Origin of the sequence: Bradyrhizobium sp. PSBB068 (genome assembly GCA_016839165.1) — a bacterium.
Lineage (GTDB): Bacteria > Pseudomonadota > Alphaproteobacteria > Rhizobiales > Xanthobacteraceae > Bradyrhizobium.
Genome location: CP069300.1, coordinates 2,524,349 through 2,543,305, shown reverse-complemented (window position 1 = coordinate 2,543,305; position 18,957 = coordinate 2,524,349). Strand labels below are relative to the sequence as shown.

At 60.5% G+C, this 18,957-nt stretch carries 12 protein-coding genes; 3 read left to right on the top strand and 9 right to left on the bottom strand.

From position 1 onward, the window contains the following. The first annotated feature begins 1,022 nt into the window (after window positions 1–1,022). A complete protein-coding gene (locus JQ507_11635; protein QRI72071.1) occupies window positions 1,023–2,189 on the top strand; it encodes a GNAT family N-acetyltransferase in 1,167 nt (388 codons plus the stop codon). A gap of 46 nt (window positions 2,190–2,235) precedes the next feature. Here JQ507_11635 and asnB (JQ507_11630) read toward each other — a convergent pair whose 3' ends face one another. The 4 genes from asnB (JQ507_11630) to JQ507_11615 all read right to left on the bottom strand — a co-directional run bounded on the left by asnB (JQ507_11630) (window position 2,236) and on the right by JQ507_11615 (window position 10,886). Next, entirely contained in the window at window positions 2,236–3,903 is a 1,668-nt protein-coding gene (gene asnB, locus JQ507_11630) for an asparagine synthase B (protein QRI72070.1), read from the bottom strand. Window positions 3,904–4,421: 518 nt separating this feature from the next. Further along, window positions 4,422–5,846 carry an HlyD family type I secretion periplasmic adaptor subunit gene (locus tag JQ507_11625; protein ID QRI72069.1) on the bottom strand — a complete coding sequence of 475 codons (1,425 nt, stop codon included), beginning with the start codon at window positions 5,844–5,846 and terminating at the stop codon, window positions 4,422–4,424. Next, entirely contained in the window at window positions 5,833–8,583 is a 2,751-nt protein-coding gene (locus JQ507_11620) for a type I secretion system permease/ATPase (protein ID QRI72068.1), read from the bottom strand. The genes JQ507_11625 and JQ507_11620 overlap by 14 nt, the downstream gene beginning before the upstream one ends. Window positions 8,584–9,083: 500 nt before the next feature. Beyond that, the gene (locus JQ507_11615; GenBank protein QRI72067.1) at window positions 9,084–10,886 is read right to left on the bottom strand and encodes a heparin lyase I family protein; all 1,803 of its coding nucleotides are present in this window, start codon (window positions 10,884–10,886) and stop codon (window positions 9,084–9,086) included. A 278-nt stretch (window positions 10,887–11,164) separates the two neighbouring features. Here JQ507_11615 and JQ507_11610 point away from each other — a divergent pair, with 278 nt between their 5' ends. Beyond that, window positions 11,165–11,539 carry a hypothetical protein gene (locus JQ507_11610; GenBank protein QRI72066.1) on the top strand — a complete coding sequence of 125 codons (375 nt, stop codon included), beginning with the start codon at window positions 11,165–11,167 and terminating at the stop codon, window positions 11,537–11,539. A 191-nt stretch (window positions 11,540–11,730) separates the two neighbouring features. Then, window positions 11,731–13,644: an asparagine synthase (glutamine-hydrolyzing) gene (gene asnB, locus JQ507_11605; GenBank protein ID QRI73299.1), complete on the top strand. Its 1,914-nt coding sequence runs from the start codon at window positions 11,731–11,733 to the stop codon at window positions 13,642–13,644. Between the two features lie 27 nt (window positions 13,645–13,671). Here the strand turns inward: asnB (JQ507_11605) and JQ507_11600 are convergent, their stop codons facing one another. From JQ507_11600 to JQ507_11580, 5 genes are all read right to left on the bottom strand, one after another. Further along, entirely contained in the window at window positions 13,672–14,823 is a 1,152-nt protein-coding gene (locus JQ507_11600) for a glycosyltransferase (protein QRI72065.1), read from the bottom strand. Window positions 14,824–14,885: 62 nt separating this feature from the next. Beyond that, complete coding sequence (locus JQ507_11595) at window positions 14,886–15,866, bottom strand: polysaccharide deacetylase family protein (protein ID QRI73298.1); 981 nt, start codon at window positions 15,864–15,866, stop codon at window positions 14,886–14,888. Between the two features lie 121 nt (window positions 15,867–15,987). Then, the gene (locus JQ507_11590; GenBank protein QRI72064.1) at window positions 15,988–16,905 is read right to left on the bottom strand and encodes a glycosyltransferase family 4 protein; all 918 of its coding nucleotides are present in this window, start codon (window positions 16,903–16,905) and stop codon (window positions 15,988–15,990) included. A gap of 94 nt (window positions 16,906–16,999) precedes the next feature. Beyond that, window positions 17,000–17,758: a hypothetical protein gene (locus JQ507_11585; GenBank protein ID QRI72063.1), complete on the bottom strand. Its 759-nt coding sequence runs from the start codon at window positions 17,756–17,758 to the stop codon at window positions 17,000–17,002. 2 nt (window positions 17,759–17,760) lie between these two features. Next, window positions 17,761–18,948: a DegT/DnrJ/EryC1/StrS family aminotransferase gene (locus JQ507_11580; GenBank protein QRI72062.1), complete on the bottom strand. Its 1,188-nt coding sequence runs from the start codon at window positions 18,946–18,948 to the stop codon at window positions 17,761–17,763. Window positions 18,949–18,957 lie beyond the last annotated feature (9 nt).

Here is an 18,957-nt window from a genome sequence, read left to right as displayed (position 1 = left end):
GCTGACAGCGACCTCTTAGACCCGATCTAAAATAAACGTCTTGGAAATAAAAATCGCCGCCGAAGGTCCGACGTCATTAGACAATGAATTCGCAACGCATTGAAGCCCAAACACGTCAGGTGCACAGCGGAACTATTGAGACGTTGCGAGATCGACACACTCTCTGTGACGAACCAGACCGTCCGACGCACATCGCAGGTCACCACAGGCGCGGGTGGCGCTCTAACCGGTGGAAAACGACAACTTCCCGTCCCGGAATGACCGCCGGCTCGGGTCGCCGAGCGAATCTCGATGTCCCCTTGGGCCATTCCACAAAGGTTGCCTTCGCCAGCAATTCGCAATTTGTCCTATTTGGCGCCCTCTTCGCGCCGTCTTGGCGGCCCAGACACCCCCTTCAGGGGAATCTTTACGCACGATTAATGCTTGGGATCCAAAGTTCCGGGTGGGGCCCCGACGAGGGAAAACGCATGGGACAATTACGCCGACACGTTGTTCTGAGGGACACCCTCGAAGCGCGACTCGCAGAGCGGGCTAGAGAGCTGCGGAACGAGGCCGCGGGACTGGCCCCGTGCGCCGCCAAGGAGGCGTTGATAAGGCTCGCTCGACACGCCGAGGCAGGTGCGCACCTAAGCGGAAAGCTGTCCTCGCCGGGACTGATGCCCAATTAAGCGGCGGAAACCGGCCTGGAATTGCCCCATCAGGCGCCGGGCGGGAGCTCTGGCGCCCGCCGAGAGCCCGGGGCCGATCACAGCACCAACTCAGCGCGGTCGTGCTAAAGGCAATCAAGTCGCGTGAAGCCACCGTAGGTAATCAGTAAGGGTCCGCACAGGGGTCGAATTCCAGATATAATTCCGCCATCCGCCTCCGCCGAGGCGACGGTCAGAGACGCCATACGGCGAGGCCGCCACAAGGACGTGTGTGACCAGGCCGGACCACCCATCATGGCACTACTTGCGATCAATGCAGCACGATCCTTGTTCGTCCATCAACGCGCATTTGCAGCCTTCCGGCGTTGAACGGGAATGAGCATGCCCGATGCGGTCACCGATGTCAGCCTAGAGGCCCTCGAGAACGTTGCCTGGCTTGAGACCGCGTGGAAGGAGCTTGAAGCTCGGGCCACTCACTCGTTCTTTTTGTCCTGGCTCTGGATCGGCACTTGGCTGCGGCATATTCCGGATGGCACGCAACCGCACGTTCTCGTCGCACGATCGTCGGGCAAGATCGTTGGGTTGGCGATCATCTGCCGGCGGAGAGTCTGGAGCCTTGGGCCGCATGCGCGGGCACGTTGGCTGCTCAATGAATCCGGAGATACCCGTTTTGACCGATTGTTCATCGAGTGCAACAGTATTCTCGCGGAGCAACCGGACACCATTATTCCGGCAGGTCTCGACGCGCTGACCTCCCGCTTGCGCCGCGCGGATCAGTTGGTGCTTTCCGGAATTGATGCAGATCTCGAGTTGGCCGCTTGCGGCGCCGCCGGCCGGGCCGGGCTCGTCAGCGAGGTGAAGCAGGCCGATACGGCCTTATGGGTTGATTACGCCAAGGCCCGTCAGCAGAAGAAGGATTACCGGGCCACGCTCGGCCGCAGCACTCGCCAGGCGGTGAGCCGTGCAATGAGGCTGTATGCCGAACGAGGTCCCCTTGAATTCCGGATCATGGAGACAACAACGGACGCCCTGGCTGCGTTCGATCTACTGAGCGACTTTCATCGATCGCGATGGGGACGCAAGGGGGCTTTCGCCAATCCGGGCTTTCGTCCGTTCCATGAGGAGTTAATCGCGCGCGGAGTTCCCACAGGAGCGGTCCGCATCTCGCGGACGTTGGTTGGCGGCCAGACCATCGGGGTCGTCTACAATTTCGTGCATGACGGCCGCGTCCTGAACTACCAAAGCGGCTTTCTCTATGAGAGCGATGGCCGCCTCAAGCCCGGGCTGGTGAGCCATGTGCTGGCTATCGAGGAGAGTATCTCACGCGGGGAGCGCGGCTACGACTTCCTGGCTGGTGGCGCCGGGCACAAGGCACATCTGGCGAATAGCGAGTATGCGATGAAGTGGGTCGCAATAAGCAGGGACGGTCCGGAACGCCATATCGAGGCGAAGCTCCGCGAAGCCAAACGGACGCTGCGAACGATCGCGACGAACCTCCCAAGAAAGAAGCTGCGGCTATTCGGATCAGCAAATGCAAATTGAGCTATCGGCCGCTGCCGCCTGCCGAACCACCGGACACGCAAACTGCTCACATGGTATCAATGGCCTGAATGTGCACGCCTTTCACGGCCCTTCCAGACGGATCATCCATACTCGCAAACTGCTGAGACCAGAGAAATGCGGTCGGCGAGGAACACGCGATCGAGGGACCGACGGGGACAGTCAGGCAGGCTGTCGGATTCTTGAAAATGCCGTCGAATATGGTCCGATAGAAGTATCCTTCCTTCGAGGTCGGCGTTTGCAGCGGAAACCGCCTCCCCGCCTCTGCGAGCATCTGATCCGAGACTTTGCTCTCGGCGTGATTCCGCAAGCACTCAATCCAGCTGTACCCCACTCCGTCTGAAAACTGTTCCTTTTGACGCCACAAGATCTCCTGCGGCAACAGGTCGGCAAAAGCTTCCCGCAATATGCCCTTTTCGATCTTCGCACCGGGGCACATTTTTTCGGCAGGGTCGATCGACATTGCGTAATCCAGGAATTCCTTGTCCAGGAAGGGCACACGGGCTTCGACTCCCCAAGCAGCCGTCGCCTTGTTCGCGCGACAGCAATCGTACCTGCTCAGCGCAAAGAGCTTTCGAACAGTCTCCTCGTGGAATTCCTCTGCCGATGGCGCCATATGGAAGTAGAGATACCCGCCGAATACCTCGTCAGCGCCTTCGCCAGACAACACCATCTTGATGCCCATCGCCTTGATCTTGCGCGCCATCAAATACATCGGCGTGCCGGCACGAATGGTGGTGACATCGAAGGTTTCCAGGTGCCGGATGACATCGGGCAACGCGTCCAGTCCGTCCTGTACGGTGAAAACAATTTCATGATGGACGGTGTCGATGTGAGCCGCCACCTTTCGCGCATACATCATGTCGGGTGAATTTTCCAAACCCACGGAGAACGAGTGCAATCTTGGCCACCAGGCCTCCTCGGTCTCCCCAGACTCGATCCGCTTGAAGCGGTGCCGTGCTGCGAGGGCTGCGATGAGGGACGAGTCGAGCCCACCAGAAATAAGTACCCCGTAAGGCACATCGCACATCATCTGCTGCTTGACTGCGGCTTCGAGCGAAGTCCGAAGCTCGTGCAACACCACCTTCCTGGTTGGCAATGCATGCGCCCATTCCGGATCATACCACCTGACGAATTCGCGGGTTTTGCCGTTATAGTAGTGTCCCGGCGCAAACTCCTGAATCGTCTCGCACACGCGATCGAGAGCTTTCATTTCGCTGGCGACGTATGTTGCGCCGTCCTCGCTCCATCCAATATAAAGCGGCACTATTCCGAGGTGGTCTCGGGCGACGAAGAAGTCGCCGGTACGTTCGTCGAAGAGAGCGAACGCAAAAATGCCACTCAGCATATTGCACAAGGCTGGTCCGTACTCGTCATAGAGATACAGGATAATCTCGCAGTCCGACTTCGTTTTCCAGGCGTGCGGCCGGTTCAGGGCGTCGCGCAATGCGACATGATTGTAGATCTCTCCGTTCACAGCCAACGCCCGACCCGCGGTAACGTCGAGAAGGGGCTGGGCGCCGTGCTCAACATCGACGATGGAAAGGCGTTCGTGCGCGAGCATTGCGCGTTCGCTGGAATAGACGCCACTCCAGTCCGGCCCGCGGTGTCTAACCGTCTTTGCCATCTCCAGCGCGCGGCTGCGTGCCGATTCAAACGATTCCGTAAATTCGAATATGCCGACGAAGCCGCACAAGGTGATAACCCTTCCGTATGCCGGCTGATCTACGTCACGACAATCAGCGCTCGCCTTGAACCGCAATGCCTAAACAGTGACATTGAATTCGCCAGCTGAACAGCGCACAATCCGAAGTAACCAGAATGCGTTGAGAGGCTCCGGGATAGGCCCCGTGTTGCGCCCTCGGATCGACGGCGGGACCGGTGCGCGACGGGCGCAGCTGACGAACGTCCCGGCGTCGAGATTGTTGGCGGCGGCCTCGTGCCGTGTCCGCACGTCAGGCGGGCGCCCAACCGATCCAGTGATCCGCTGGACGGCGGATCGGGCCTTGACTCGATCATCCGCAGGCCAAAGCGCGCTACGCCAGCCGTTCAGCGGCGATCCCAACAGCTGTTGCCTTAGGGCTGCGCCACCCTCTGCGCTGATGCCCGACCGGGATCGTGATACGATCGATCCCGGCCTTTCCAACATCGCCTTTTGGGCCCGCGTGGCGCCAGTTGCGGTGCTCCGAGGGCGCGCCGAAGAAAGACGGCTTCCTACCGTTCCCGCAGCGCTTCCTGCTTGTATCTCGCCAGCGGCGAAAGCAGGTAGCTGATGATCCTGCGCGTACCGGTCTTGATCTCGACCGTCACCGCCATGCCCGGACCGAGCTTGACGACCTTGTCCTCCACTTGCATGTGAGTCCGGTCGAGTGAAACGCGCGCGGCATATTCGAGCTCCTGACCTTTCGGCTCGCTGCTGCTCAGCGTGGCGCCTGACGCGCGGTCGTTCGACCCCTGCGTCCTGTCGCGCGCAATGGCATCCGTCGACACGCTGAGCACGTCACCGTGAAGCAGTCCGTAGCGCGTGAAGTTGAAGGTATCGACCTTGATCTCCGCCGCCTGCCCCGGATGGACGAATCCGATATCGCGGTTGGAGAGCATGGCCTCGATCTCGAGCTGGCTCTCGCTCGGGACCACTACTGCGAGCGCCTGAGCCGGCGTCACCACGCCGCCCACCGTGTGAACGGCAAGCTGCTGCACGACGCCATCGACAGGCGCGGTCAAACGCTGCAGCTTCGTGCGCCGATCCGCCTTGACCACCTCCTGCGCCGCGCTCGCAACCTTCTGCTCGGCCTTTGCAAGTGCATCGTAGGTCGCGCGGCGGTACTCCGCGACAGTCTTGTCCCTTGTTTCCTTCAGCAGCGCCATCGCCGCGTCGGCTTCGCGCAACCGGCTCTTTTGCAGCACGAGATCCTGCTGCATGGCAACCAGGTCCTGATATTCGGAGAGGTAGACAACCTTGGAGGCCAGTGCCTTTTCGACGAGGCCCTTGCGGATATCGACCCGTTCCTGCAGCACGGGGATTGTTGCTTCCAGCTTGGCAACGCTTGCCGACGTGGTTGCCCGCTCCGCCTCCTTCTGACCTTGCTGTCGTTCGATTTCGGAAAGCTTGGCATCTTGCTCGGCGCGCTGGCTGATCAAGAACTGGCGATGCATCTCGATCTCGGCGGGGCTGGCGTTGGGCGGAGCACGGAAGGCGGCGAGCGGATCGGCTGCGAGCGCGGCCTGCAATCGCGCGACCTCGAGCTCGGCCGCAAGCAGATCGCCTTTTTGGCGCTCCTGATCGGCTTCCGTCATCGTCGGGTCGAGTTCGATCAGAACGTCGCCGGCCTTCACGGTCTGGCCGTCGCGGACCTGGATGGCGCGGACAACGCCCGTCTCGAACGGCTGGATCAGCTTGGTGCGCCCGCCCGGCACGATCTTGCCGGTCGCGGTGGCGACGATGTCGACACTGCCAAGCGTCGCCCATACCAGCGCGATGCAGAACGCCGCGATGATGGTCGCCCCTATCGCGCGGCCGACCGGCGACGGCGGCGTTTCAGTGATCTCAAGCGCCGCCGGCAAGAACGCGATTTCGTGCTGGCGACGGCGAGGCTCGCGCCTCGGAAACGAGACAACATTGCGGCTAGCGGAGGTCATGAATACCGGCCTGGAGATAGTGAAGGTTCGCGTAACGCCCGTTGCTGCGGATCAGTTCATCGTGGCTGCCGTCTTCGACGATGCGGCCATGCTCCAGCGTGATGATCCGGCTCGCATTGCGGACCGTCGACAGCCGATGAGCGATGACGAACACGGTCCTTCCGGCGGAAATCCGCCTCATGTTCTGCTGGATCGCGCGTTCACTTTCGTAATCCAGTGCGCTGGTCGCCTCGTCGAGGATCAGGATGCGCGGATCGGTGATCAGTGCGCGCGCGATTGCAATACGCTGGCGCTGTCCGCCAGACAGGCTGCTGCCGCGCTCGCCCACGACGGTGTCGTAACCCTCGGGCAATTCCAGGATGAAGTCGTGTGCACCGGCCAGCATTGCCGCCTCGATAACGCGCTCCATCGGCATGGCCGGATCAGCCAATGCGATATTGTCGCGAATCGTGCAATTGAAAAGCACATTTTCCTGCAGCACGACGCCGATCTGGCGCCGCAGCCAGCTCAGGTCGACCATTGCGAGATCGACGCCATCGACCAGGACGCGTCCGCTCTCCGGAACATAGAGACGCTGGATCAGCTTGGTGATGGTGCTCTTGCCTGAGCCAGACGAGCCCACGATGCCGATGACCTGGCCCGGCTCCACGCTGAACGACACGTCATGCAGCACCTCGGGCCCGTCGATGCGGTAGCGGAAGGTCGCGTGCTCGAACTTCACGTGGCCGCGGATCGGCGGCAGAGCGGCGCGGGCCGGGGTGAAGCTCGGCTCTGGAATGGTGTTCAGGATGTCGCCGAGGCGATCGATCGAGACACGCGCCTGGTGAAAGTCCTGCCAGACCTGTGCGAGGCGCAGCACCGGCGTGCTCACGCGCGCCGCAAGCATGTTGAACGCGACGAGCTCGCCGACGGTCAGGTCGCCGCTGATGACCAACCGGGCGCCGAAGTAAAGGGTCGCAGCGATGACCAGCTTGTTGATCATCTGGACCGCCTGGCTCGCCGTGTTGTTCAGGCTGAGCACGCGGAAGCTTGCGGCCACATAGCCGGCGAGTTGCTCCTCCCAGCGGCGCTGCATCTGGGGCTCGACCGCCATCGCCTTGAGCGTCTCAACGCCGGTCACGCTCTCGACCAGGAAGGCTTGGTTCTCGGAGCCGCGATTGAATTTCTCATCGAGGCGCGCGCGGAACAGCGGCGTGGCTCCCGCGGAGATACCGATGTAGAACGGGAAGGACGCGAGCACGATCCAGGTCAACGTCGTCGAGTAATAGAACATCACGACAAGGAAGACGACCGTGAAGAGAAGGTCGATGACCAGCGTGAGCGCCGAGCTTGTCAGGAACTGGCGGATGTTCTCCAGCTCGCGGACCCGGGCCACCGAATCGCCGACGCGGCGGGTCTGAAAATAGGCAATCGGCAGTGCCATCAGGTGACGGAACAGTCTGGCCCCGAGCTCGACGTCGATACGGTTTGTCGTATGCGCGAACACATAGACGCGCAGCGTCTCGAGAACGGCCTCGAGCACCGTCAGCACGACAAGGCCGATGACCAGAACGTCGAGCGTGCTCATGCTTCGGTGCACGAGCACCTTGTCGATGACCACCTGGAAGAACAGCGGTGAGACAACGGCGAATATCTGAAGGAAGAACGACGCCGCCAGCACCTCGCCGAGCAGGCGGCGATACTTCTGCATGGCGCCCACGAACCAGGAGATATCGAAACGCCGCGCGAGATCGGTCAGGCTGGTACGCCGGGCCATCAGAATGATGCCGCCGTCCCAGATCGCCTCGAGTTGCGCCTGGGTGATGGATTCGGGGCGCGGAGACAGCGGGCGCTGAATGAGAAGCTTGTCGTCGATAACCTTGCCGAGGATCAGGAAGCTGCCGTCGCGCAGCAGCGCAATTCCCGGCAGCGGCGTGACCGCAAGCCTGTTCCAGTTCGTCCTCTGCACCTTTGCCTTGAGCCCAAACTCTTTGGCACAGCGCAGGATTTCGGTAACGCCGAGGCGCGTCGCCCCCACCCGGTGGTGGATTTGGCCGGGATCGGCAGCGATTCCATGGCAACGCAGCAAGATCGCGAGCGCAATCAGCCCGGATTCATCGCCGTCTTCGAAACCGACGTCTGCAGCCGGAGATCCGATATCCGCGGCCTCGTCGGCAGTATCGCCGCGAGCAACAAAGCGCGCCCACATCAGGGCGCCGGGCGCCTTCGTCGAGATTGTATCGCGGATCCGCACCAGGCCGTCGCGGGCCCCGACCAGCACGTCGCCCGCGCGGCGCAACAGGCTGCTACCCAGCTCAACGCCGCGCGCGCGGATGTCGCCAATTGCATGAAGTGCGAGATGAGCGAAGCTCGGTGAGCCAGGCGAGATCAAACCGCCATCCCAGATCGCTTCAAATTCCGCGCGCGTCATTCGTCGCGGATGCGACGAGGTCGGGTGCAGCACAAGCGCAACCTGATCCTCGATTTTTCCTAGAAGCAAAAATCCGCCGTCACGGAGCGAGGCGATTCCAGGCAGCTGGATGCCCGTCAGCCGCGACCAATCCATCGTCGTCGCGCGGACTTTGACCCCAAATTCGCGCGCACAACGCAGCATTGCGCGGATGCCTATCCCATCCTCTCCGCAGTGATCGCGGAGTTGATCAGGCTCGGTGTTCACGCCATGAAAGCGCAGGAACAGAGCCAGCGCTCGAAGCCCCAGATCTGGAGCTGCGTGGGCATTTCCGTTCTGGATCGCCATTTCGTTACTCTACCCCTCGCGGCTACCGCCAGCGTTTGTGGTCCTTTGCATGCACATGGAATTCCAATGACGCCTATCCGAAGATACGCGACATACGCGTGCTCGCAGCCAAAACGGCGCAAGCAATCATCAGAGCGTTAAGGCCTCGAACCGCGAGGAGATTTCAGCGCGACGGGATATTTTGAATTGCCCCCCCGACAGGCTGAGCAGGTTGGTTAACGAGCAAAAATGGCGAAAAAACTTTCGAATTGTGGATTCATACACACGCAAGTTGTGCCCGAAAACTGACCTGAACTCAGGCGTTTTACGCTCTCAATGAAGTATCGAATCGGAATCCCTTCGGCGATTGTCCGCCAAACGACGACGGCCGGCAACCGTCCGTTGTGGATTGGTTTTTCGATCTCCCCTTCGCGGCTACCGACCGACCAATTTTGCCGTGCGGCGTCCCCAAAATTGGCGGTGCCGCACCCGGGCGTCCAGTGCCCGGGTGCGGCAGTACGTTAGTGATGCGGCTTCGTCAGGAACGCGTTCTGCGTCCAGGCGGCACCGTTCGACACGGCTTCCGCGATCTGACCGCCGTCGACCCGACCGGAGCCACCAGCCAAATATTGGTTCAGCAGCGCGAAGCTGTGGTTTGCTTGGGACCCTTTGGCCGTTTCGTAATTCGCCGAAGAGGTTGTCTGCGGCACGGTAGCTGCCAGCGTGCTGCGGCCTGACCCTAGGTGGTGGTGCAGCCCATGGCCGTGGTGTGCCGTGCTCCCGGTGCCGGTAGACGGCAGCGGATCCGTGACTTTGATGGTCTGTGTCGCCGAGGAAGCCACTGCGCCGGTAACCGGGTCCTTCGCGGTCGCAGTCAGTGTGAGGTTCGCGACCGGATGTTGACTGCCCCTGTAGTGCGACGTCAGCGTCAGTCCGCTGGCAACCTGCGCTGCGCTCAGAGTGATGTTGCTGCCCCTGAACGTGGTGCCATCGCCGGTCGTGATCGTCTCATATCTCGGCAGCCCTTTGATGTTCAGACTGACGCTGTCGTTGGGATCGGTCGTCGACACCGTCGTCCCCAGGCTGACGTGGCCGCCCCTGCCAGCCACCCAGAGCGCGTGGTCCGCGATGGAGAGCACCGGCGCGGTCACCACCGGCGTCGTCGGAGTTGTCGGCGTCGTCGGTGTGGTTGGCTGCGTTGGCATGATCGGCGTGTTCGAGATCTGCAGACCGGAGAATGTCTTCACCGCGCCCGAGAGATCAGCGGCAAGCCCCCCGGAATCCTTGATGCTCGCACCGCTCGCAAGATTGACCCCGGTGATCGCAAGTGCCGAAGTATTCGTATCAGTCGACGCGACTTTCGTCTGGAAGGTGAGCGTATTTGTCCCGGAGCCGCCAACATAGGTGGCTCCTGCGCCATCGTTGAGCGACAGCGTCGGCGTACCTGCGACGGTCACGGCTTCGCTAAAAGCGAGCGTAAAGGTGACAACATCGCCGACATGCTCGGTTCCGGTCCCCGGCGAAGCGGAGGCCTGTGTCACCGTCGGCGCGACGGTGGGGGTGGTCGGCGTGGTCGGCTGCGTCGGCGTCGTCGACGGTGACGAGGCAGTGGCCGCCGCCCCCGTCAGTAGCGTCATGTTTCGGTAATCGACGGCAACGGTCTCGGGGGCCGACGACCGATAGATTCCGTATTCCCAATTGGTGTCGACGCCATAGCCCAACGGGCCATTGTAATTCACGACCTGGGTCCCGTTGATCGAGACCTTCAAATACCCGCCACCGGTGTTCGAGACATCGGCCTGGATCTGAATGTTGTTATACACGCCCGCCTGAATCGGATTGGGGTCGGTCCAGAGCGTGAGCATCTGCACGTTGCCGGCGCCATTGCTGGGATCGAGACCAGGGGCGACATATCTGGCGACAACCTGTAGATGATTGCCATCCAGCTGGATCGCGAACGGCGGCGAGGTGCCTACTCCGCTGGCCCAGTCATCATTGTGCATTTGTCCAACGATGAACCAGCCGGTTGCCGTATTCACAAATGTCCCGTTAGGGCCATTCGGCTCCACCATGAACTGATAATTCAACGCAATGGGCGTGCTGCCCGGAATGTTGGTCGCGCCCGACACCTCGGAGCGATCGACAGATGAGTCATCGTACCAGGCATGATCGCCCTGCTGCACTTCGAAGCGCAGGGTTTGCGGGTCGGGATTGGTCAGGGCATAGCTCGTGCTCGCATCCTGAACTCCGTAGCTGTCACCACCGATATTGAACCTTGTCATCGGTGCGGAAGAAAACGATGTGATTGTCCCGGTCGTATCCAATTCAGGCCTCCATCGGTCGCAGAGATTGCTTCTCTTTGACGCTTACAAGGGAATTTACGGCCGCGGCGCGAAGGCGCGCGACATACCACGCACTCGCAACGCCTTGCGCCACGAGCGGATTTCGATGCCTCACAGGATCTACTGCGTGCACATTCCGATGCAGTGCGAATCGCCCATCCCCAACTGCAGAGCCCGCTGGTTAATCAGGGAGTATGGCAAAAAAGAGTTACCCAGCTTGGCTGTAGTTTGAAGCGTCCAAACAACAGCGCCTGGAGCATATGCTTGCCGTCGCTGTCGAATTCAGCGCCGTCGCCGTAGGGGCGCAAAAAAGTTTTCAACCGATAGCGTCAATGTTGGCGCTCGCCATCACGAATGATCGAGGTCGCGCGGCAAGCAACGCAGCGATCGAGTACGGAGAATTACGGATAACGGAGCGGTCGCGAACTGCGCCCATTGAGGCAATCAACTCGATCGCTGCCGTGGACAGGTTCTCCTACGTCAAGATCATCCTCGACACCCATGAGCGCCGCGCGAGGATTCTTGAATGGCCGCGGACACCGATTGGGCATGCACCGATCTCATACGGCGCACTGACGCTTTCGGTGGGCACATTTTCAACGGGCCACCAAGCTGTCTGCACCATCAGCTGCTGAACCGAACAAGCTTCAGCCGTCGGCGCCCGACCGCACAGCGACCCCTGGCAATTTCACCCAGGGCGCGCGCACGCCTCTCGAGGAAGTCGAGAGGACACGATGACGCAACCCTGGAAGGATTAATCCGCCTTCCTCCTTGATGGTCGTCCGTGGCTCCAGCACTGTCAGCACGGAAGAAACTGGCAGGAGTCATGTGCGGGATTTTTGGCTGGGTACTCCGGGGAGAGCACCGGCAAGACTACGACACTCTTGTCCGCCTCACCAACCTGATGAAGCATAGGGGCCCTGACGGCGCGGGTTACCGGCAGAGCGACACTGCCGACCAGCGCTATCAAGTCAGCTTGGGGCACAGGCGTCTCTCGATCATCGATCTCGAGGGCGGAGCCCAGCCGATGTGGAGCGCCGACGGCTCGATCGGGCTCGTCTTCAACGGAGAGCTCTATAACTACATCGAGCTGCGCGAGGAGCTTAACTCGCTCGGTCACACCTTTCGCACATCCTCCGATACCGAAGTTCTGATCGAAGCCTACCGCGCTTGGGGGGTCGATTCGATCAAACGCTTCCGCGGCATGTTCGCTTTCGGATTGTGGGATGCGAGGGCCCAACAGCTCGTCCTGGCGCGCGACCCGTTCGGCAAGAAGCCGCTGTTCATAGCCGAGAACGCAGGCCTATTGTTCGCATCGGAGATCGAGCCGCTCCTCCAATTCCCGGGCATGAATACCTCGATCGACCCGCATGCCGTCGAGCATTATCTCCTCAATCGATATGTGCCCGGCCCCAGGACATTCTTTCAAGCCGTGCGCAAGCTTCCCCCCGGCTGCCACCTGGTATGGCGCGAAGGCCGGACAAACATCACCCGGTATTTCATACCACCGCTAGCGTCGGCAGAGCCCGACATCACGGACTTCAACGAGGCAGTCCGGATGTTCAAGGCGACGTTCGACGATGCCGTGCGCATTCGCATGCGCAGTGACGTTGCGTTCGGAGCCTACTTGTCCGGCGGCATCGACTCATCTGCGGTTGTCGCGGCCATGGTCCGCCATAGCTCTGAGCGCGTGCGCACCTTCTCAGTCGGCTTTCGTGAAGCCAGCTACTCGGAGCTTGATCACGCCCGTACCATCGCCCGTCAATTTGACACCGATCACGAGGAAATCGTGCTGGAGCCGCACGACTTCTTGAAGAGCTGGCCGACCGCAATTCTGCGTCGCGGCGCACCTGCGGCCGAACCGGCCGATATTCCGGTTATGATGCTGTCGCATATGGCGGCGAGCAAGGTGAAAATGGTCCTTACCGGAGAAGGCGCAGACGAACTTCTGGGCGGCTATCCCAAGCACCGTGCCGAACAATGGATCGAGCTCTACCAGCGACTGGTTCCCCAGGCGATTCATGACCGCATCATATCGCCCGCAATGCGCGCGCTGCCGTACGATATGCGCCGCGCCAAGATCGTGACGACCGCGGCGGGCGAGCGGGATTGGCCGAGCCGGATGCAACTCTGGTTCGGCGGAGTTTCCCTTGGCGAAAGGAACCGGATTATCGGACGTCCCCTGCCCGTAGCGCTGCCGGATTCCCATCCGTTTTCGATCGGCATCGGGTCGAATGTGCGGCGCACGCTGTTCTTCGATCAGACGTCGTGGTTACCCGACAACCTCCTCGAACGCGCTGACCGAATGATGATGGCAGGTTCAATTGAGGGCAGGATGCCGTTCATGGACACCAGTCTCGCCAAACTTGTCGCGCGGTTTCCGGACAATTTCCTGGTCGGTCGCAGCGGCGGCAAGTCAGTCCTGCGAGCAGCGATGCAGCACACTCTTCCACCGGGGATTCTGACGCGCAAGAAGATCGGCTTTCGCGTGCCAATTGAGGAGTGGTTTCGCGGTCCCTATCGCGAATTTATCTCCGATCTGCTGGTCAGTGATGGCGCGCGTGTGGCATCGTTCTGCAACAGGGATGTCTTGCGGCAGCTGGTCAACGAGCATCTCGCCCGCCGTCAAAACCACGAAAAGGTGCTTTGGTCTCTGGCAAACCTGGAGCTATTCCTGCGAGCCTTCAGGCCGTCAAGTCTGGAAACTCGAGCGAGGCATTCCGTTCGGGAGCCGATTTGAACGCCCCCGGAAAACCGGTCCAAACGATCAATCGACTACATCGCTCGTAGTCCCACCTTGCCATGTCGCGCGCGCTCTCCTGCCCGCCAGTTTCCGGTAAAGGCAGAGATACGCGCTACACATCGCGTCCAGCGAGAATTCCGTCTCGACGCGCCGGCGTCCTGCGGCACCCAATTGATCGGCGAGTTCAGCGTTGCCGAGGAGTTCGAGCACGCGATCGGTCAAGGCGCCGACGTCATGGCTCGGCACAAGATATCCGGTCTGACCGTCCAGGACCAATTCAGAAGTGCCCCCATCGTTTGTTGCCACAACCGGCTTACCCAACGCCATGCATTCGGTTATCGCGTTGGAAATTCCCTCTCCGTGTAAACGGCTATTGGTGGTGAGAACACCAACAGTGAAGAGATTGGCAATGCTCTCGACGTCGTTCCGCCGCCCCAGAAGCTTGATGCGCAGCGAATGTTCAGTCGGGATGCTATCGCGCACCCGCTGCAGCGTTTCACCGCTACCGATGGCCAAGAAGGTGACGTCGTCCCTTAGATCGCAGACCCGGCGTGCCATCTCGACGAAGGTTTCATAGTCCTTTCTGGGCGTGAAGTTGGCGACCATCCCGACAATGTGGGGCGTCACAATCTCCAGAGTGCTGCGAAGCTCGGTCTTATCCTTTAGGCCGGACACCCTTTCAGGACTGAATCCGTTGTAGATGCAGAGACCTTTGCGCTCGGGAATACCGTAGGCAGCCAGCCCCGCACGAGAATTGGCAACAACGACGTCCGAAAACGGGATCGTCAGCTTGACTCTCAGGTAGCCTTTTCTCCACAGCGACATATGCGAGGGCGCGTCTCGCACAAACCCATTTACGAAGGCCGTACCGCACACCTTGGCAACCGGCGTCGCATAGACGGAGCTCATCGAGCCCCACGAGTGGATGATATCTATCTTCAGGTCGGAGACGAGCTCGTACAACGTCTTGAAAAGGCGCCAATCCTTCTTGCCTCTCCGATTGAGCTGAATGACTTCCGCGTGTTCGCGGTCAATCTCGAGGTTAACCTCGTCCTGGTCCACAACAGCTACGAATGACCTTACGTCACGGTGAGCGGCAAGCCCCTTCAGCAGTTCTACGACTTGTCGTTCTTTCCCTCCCGGGGCAAGACGTTCGATAACATGCAGTATGCGCATCTCAGCGCCCTCTCGAGTGAACTGCTTCAGTCCACCTCGCGGTGAGTGATTCAGCGCTACATTCAACGTTGGGACCCCAGCAGCATGTGAGCGGCCGACTGGACGCCGCTGATCCGCGCCTCGAACCTGGCCGTCGTATCGAATTGCCCCCCGACGCCGAGACGAGGAAGCGCAAAATGATCTGACTTGAGACCAGACAACTGCCCGTGCCGGGTTGTCACTGCGGTTGAAAACCCGATGTCCCTTGCAAGCTGCGCTTCCCTGGGGCCACATGCTTTGGAGTCACCGTAGGGATAAGCAAAGTGCCGCACCGGACGCTGCAGCAATCGCTCCAGATAGGAGCGGTTATCTGCCATTTCGGCCCGTGCGGACTGAATATCCAGGCACGATAGGGCGGCATGCGAGTCAGTGTGCCCGCCAATCGACACGAGAGGATGCCGCGCCAGGCTTTGAAGCTCGCGCTCATCCAGAAAGTACGCCTCATTCAGGGCCGACAATGACAAGCCCGCCTTGCTGAACGTCGGGGCAAGCATTGCGATCCGGCGATAATCTTGATGAATCCAATCCGTAACCTCATTCAGACCCGACATCTTTTCGCGCAACCGGGGGCAATGGAATCGCATGTCCATCGCGTCGATCGTCACTGTGTCTCCAGAACGAAACATTTCGCGCAAACCCAGCCACCACGCCTGCAACGTCCGTTTCAGAGCGCCAGTGGGAACGTAGATCGTGAACGGAGCGTTGTATCGCTCCAGAATTGGAAGCGCGGTCACGACATTGTCTCGATAGCCATCGTCAAAGGTAAGCACCGCATAGCGGCCCGTCCCGGCATTCGTAGCCAACCGCTCGATGCATGCTTCAAGACTGACAATCTCCCATCCTTCTTGCCGCAGCCAATTGAGCGAATATTCAAAGAGGCCGACTGACGTCCCTGTCATCAATTCCGAGCGGCTATCTTGCTGGATCTCGTGGAACATGACGATAGCCGCCCGGCCCGCAAAGATCTTGCGGAAGGCCGGCAACAGGCCGGACCGACGGGCCATTTCGATCATGCTGTCCGCAAGAGCCTGCTTCACTCTAACTCACCGTAAAAGCGGGACTGGCGCCTCTCCGCTAGCCGAAACCATGCCGCTTGCGACGGCGCTTTCTCCACGACGCCCATTGCTATCCTCCGCTCCGCAGCAAACGCCGGCCTACCCCTCTTGCCCTGAAGTTCGAGAGGACGTCGGTGTATACCCCGACAATTCGTTCCACGGTCAGCGCCTGGTCGTATTTCGCCACCGCCGCACGCCCCTGAAACTCGCCGTTCTGCGACCAGTCAAACGCCGCTCGAAGGCTGCGCGCTATCGTGGCGGCATCCGGTGGACATATCCACGTTCCCGCGATGCCATTTAACTGTTCGTGGACGTCACCGACCCTGGTCGACACCACCGGAAGATTGCACGCAAGAGCTTCCTTGATTGAAGTCGGTGACCCTTCATAGTCTGAGCTCAGAAGCAGGGCGTTTGCCCCGCTGTAGTACCAGGGCATCTCTTCGTTCGGCACGTTGATGACCGTCATCAACTCCGCGTCGACGCCATTCTGCACCAGCCGGTCGACCGACGCCCGCGCCAGATCATATCTCTTCTCAGGGCGTGTCGGATCAAACGGAAACAGGACGATAAATTTGTCTTTAGGCCATCGCAGCCGCGCGCGCGCTTCGTCGCGATCGTACGGCTTGAATGCGCCAAGGTTGACCCCGCAGGGAATCACGATTCCGGGAATCCGCTTCCGCATCTCCTCAGACACGACGATAATGGCATCGGCGAAATGCGACACGACCCGCGTGGCCAGCCGCTCGAAGATATTCCCGAGCACGTCGGTCCCGTGCAGCGTGATGACGAGTGGCGCCCGCAACCGAAACATTGCGGGATAGGCCGAGTAACCATAGTGCGCGTGGACGATGTCGTATCGCGTCGCACTCGTCCTTCGGATGACGTCAAAGATGCCCTTCAGATAGTTCAGCTTGGACTGCGAACCGACGATATTGACAACGTCGACCGAGTGCCCGAACCGGCGCAGCTGCTGTACTTGCTGATACACGAAAGCGCCGGATCCCGGCCTCTCCGGGCTCGGATACATGTTGGTGACACAGAGGATCCTCACGATTGCTCCCTCGACGCTTTGGCACGAACCGTCATCGAGTCACTTGGTCTTTGCTGCCACCCCCGTTGAGCTTTCGTCGGATCTCCGCAGGGACGCCCGTCACGAGCACACCGTCAGGAACGTCCTTTGTCACTACGGCGCCGGCGCCGACCATAGCGCCGATCCCGACTCTGACGCCCGGCAGGAGATTGGCACCCACGCCGATCGCCGCGCCACGCGCGATAGTGGGCCCAAGCATCGGCGAACCGTCGTAACCGTTCCTGCCGATCGCGTTGTCGTTCGAAGTGCCGACGCAGCCCGATATGAACACGTCGTCTTCAATCGTCATATTGCCGGCCAGCCAGGTATGATCCTGCACCCGTACGCGATCGCCGATCTGCGTGTTGTAATTGACCGTAACGTAACGCCCGACAATCGTCTTCGAGCCTATGCGCGACTGTTCACGGATCGAGGCACCGTCACCGATCAGGGTCCCCGCGCCGAGCGAGACGTCGTAGAAGATAACTGCGTGCGGTCCAATCGAACAATCGGCGCCGATATCGATCCATGCTTCAAACTGCGGGGCCCGCGACAACGCGCCGGCCCCCTTGGGTACTTTTCCGATATAGGCACCCGGGAAAATCTCGACGTTGTCCCCTACTCTCACCCCACTCTCGATCACGACATGCGGATGAATGACAACCCTATTGCCGATCGTAACATCAGACCGCACCACGGCGAACTCTGCGATCGTCACGTCCGCACCGATCGCCTCGGTCTCGACCACCGCCCGTGCACTAATTCGGTTCATCGTCACACCTTCCCGCCATCCGCGTGCATCGCGACGGGCTTCCGCTGCGGTTCCCTATGGCTTTTCCGATCGGCAACAGCACGCACAATCGCAGTGATATCGCGCACCTGGTCGCGCGTGAGCTCCGGGAACATGGGAAGAGACAATGATTGCGCAGCCATCGCTTCGCAGCACGGCAAATCGCCCTGCTTGTAGCCGAGATAAGCAAACGCAGGCTGTAGGTGGAGCGGCAACGGATAGTGGATTCCGCTCGCCACGCCGACCTCGTCGAGCCTATTGCGCATTGCGTCCCGCTCGTTGGTCGTGATCACGTACAAATGGTAGACGTGGGTGGATCCCTTTCGGACGAACGGCGTCCCGACGCTCGCGTGCGTCAACTCCGCAGTGTACCATTCCGCAGCACGCCGCCGGTGGTCGTTCCACTCATCCAGACGCCGGAGCTTGACTTGCAGAACTGCGGCCTGAAGAGCATCGAGCCGGCTGTTGAACCCGACCTCGGCGTGGTTGTAGTGCGTGGTTCGACCATGGTCGCGCAATCGTTCGATCCGCTCGGCGATCGCTGCGCTGTTGGTGGTGACCGCTCCTCCATCACCGTATGCTCCGAGATTCTTCCCCGGGTAAAACGAAAAACAGGCGACATCGCCGAGCGCCCCGGTTCGGATCCCCTGATACTCGGCTCCATGCGCCTGGGCAGCGTCTTCAATTACAAACAGACCGCGCCGTCGTGCGAGGTCCTTGATCGGACCCATGTCCGCGGGCTGGCCAAAGAGGTGAACTGCAACGATCGCCTTCGTGCGGCTTGTCAGGGCCCGCTCGATCATCCTCGGATCGATCGTGTGGGTATCGGGATCGATATCGACGAAAACCGGCTGCGCTCCCGTCGCTACGATGGCGGCGGCGGTGGCGATGAAAGTATGAGCGGTCGTAATCACCTCGTCACCATGGCCAACACCCAAGGCCCGCAGCGCCAGATGAATCGCGTCCGTTCCGCTTGCCACGCCGCGCGCATAGGGCACCTGGCAATACGCGGCAAAGTCTCTTTCGAACGAAGCAACTGCCTCGCCACCGATGAATTGCGCGGACTCGAGCACGCCCCGAATTGCGTCGGCTACCTCATCCTTCAGCGTCGCATATTGTGCCTTGAGATCTACGAACGGAATTTTCATTATTCGCACCTCACCAGATTCCATCTCTGTTAC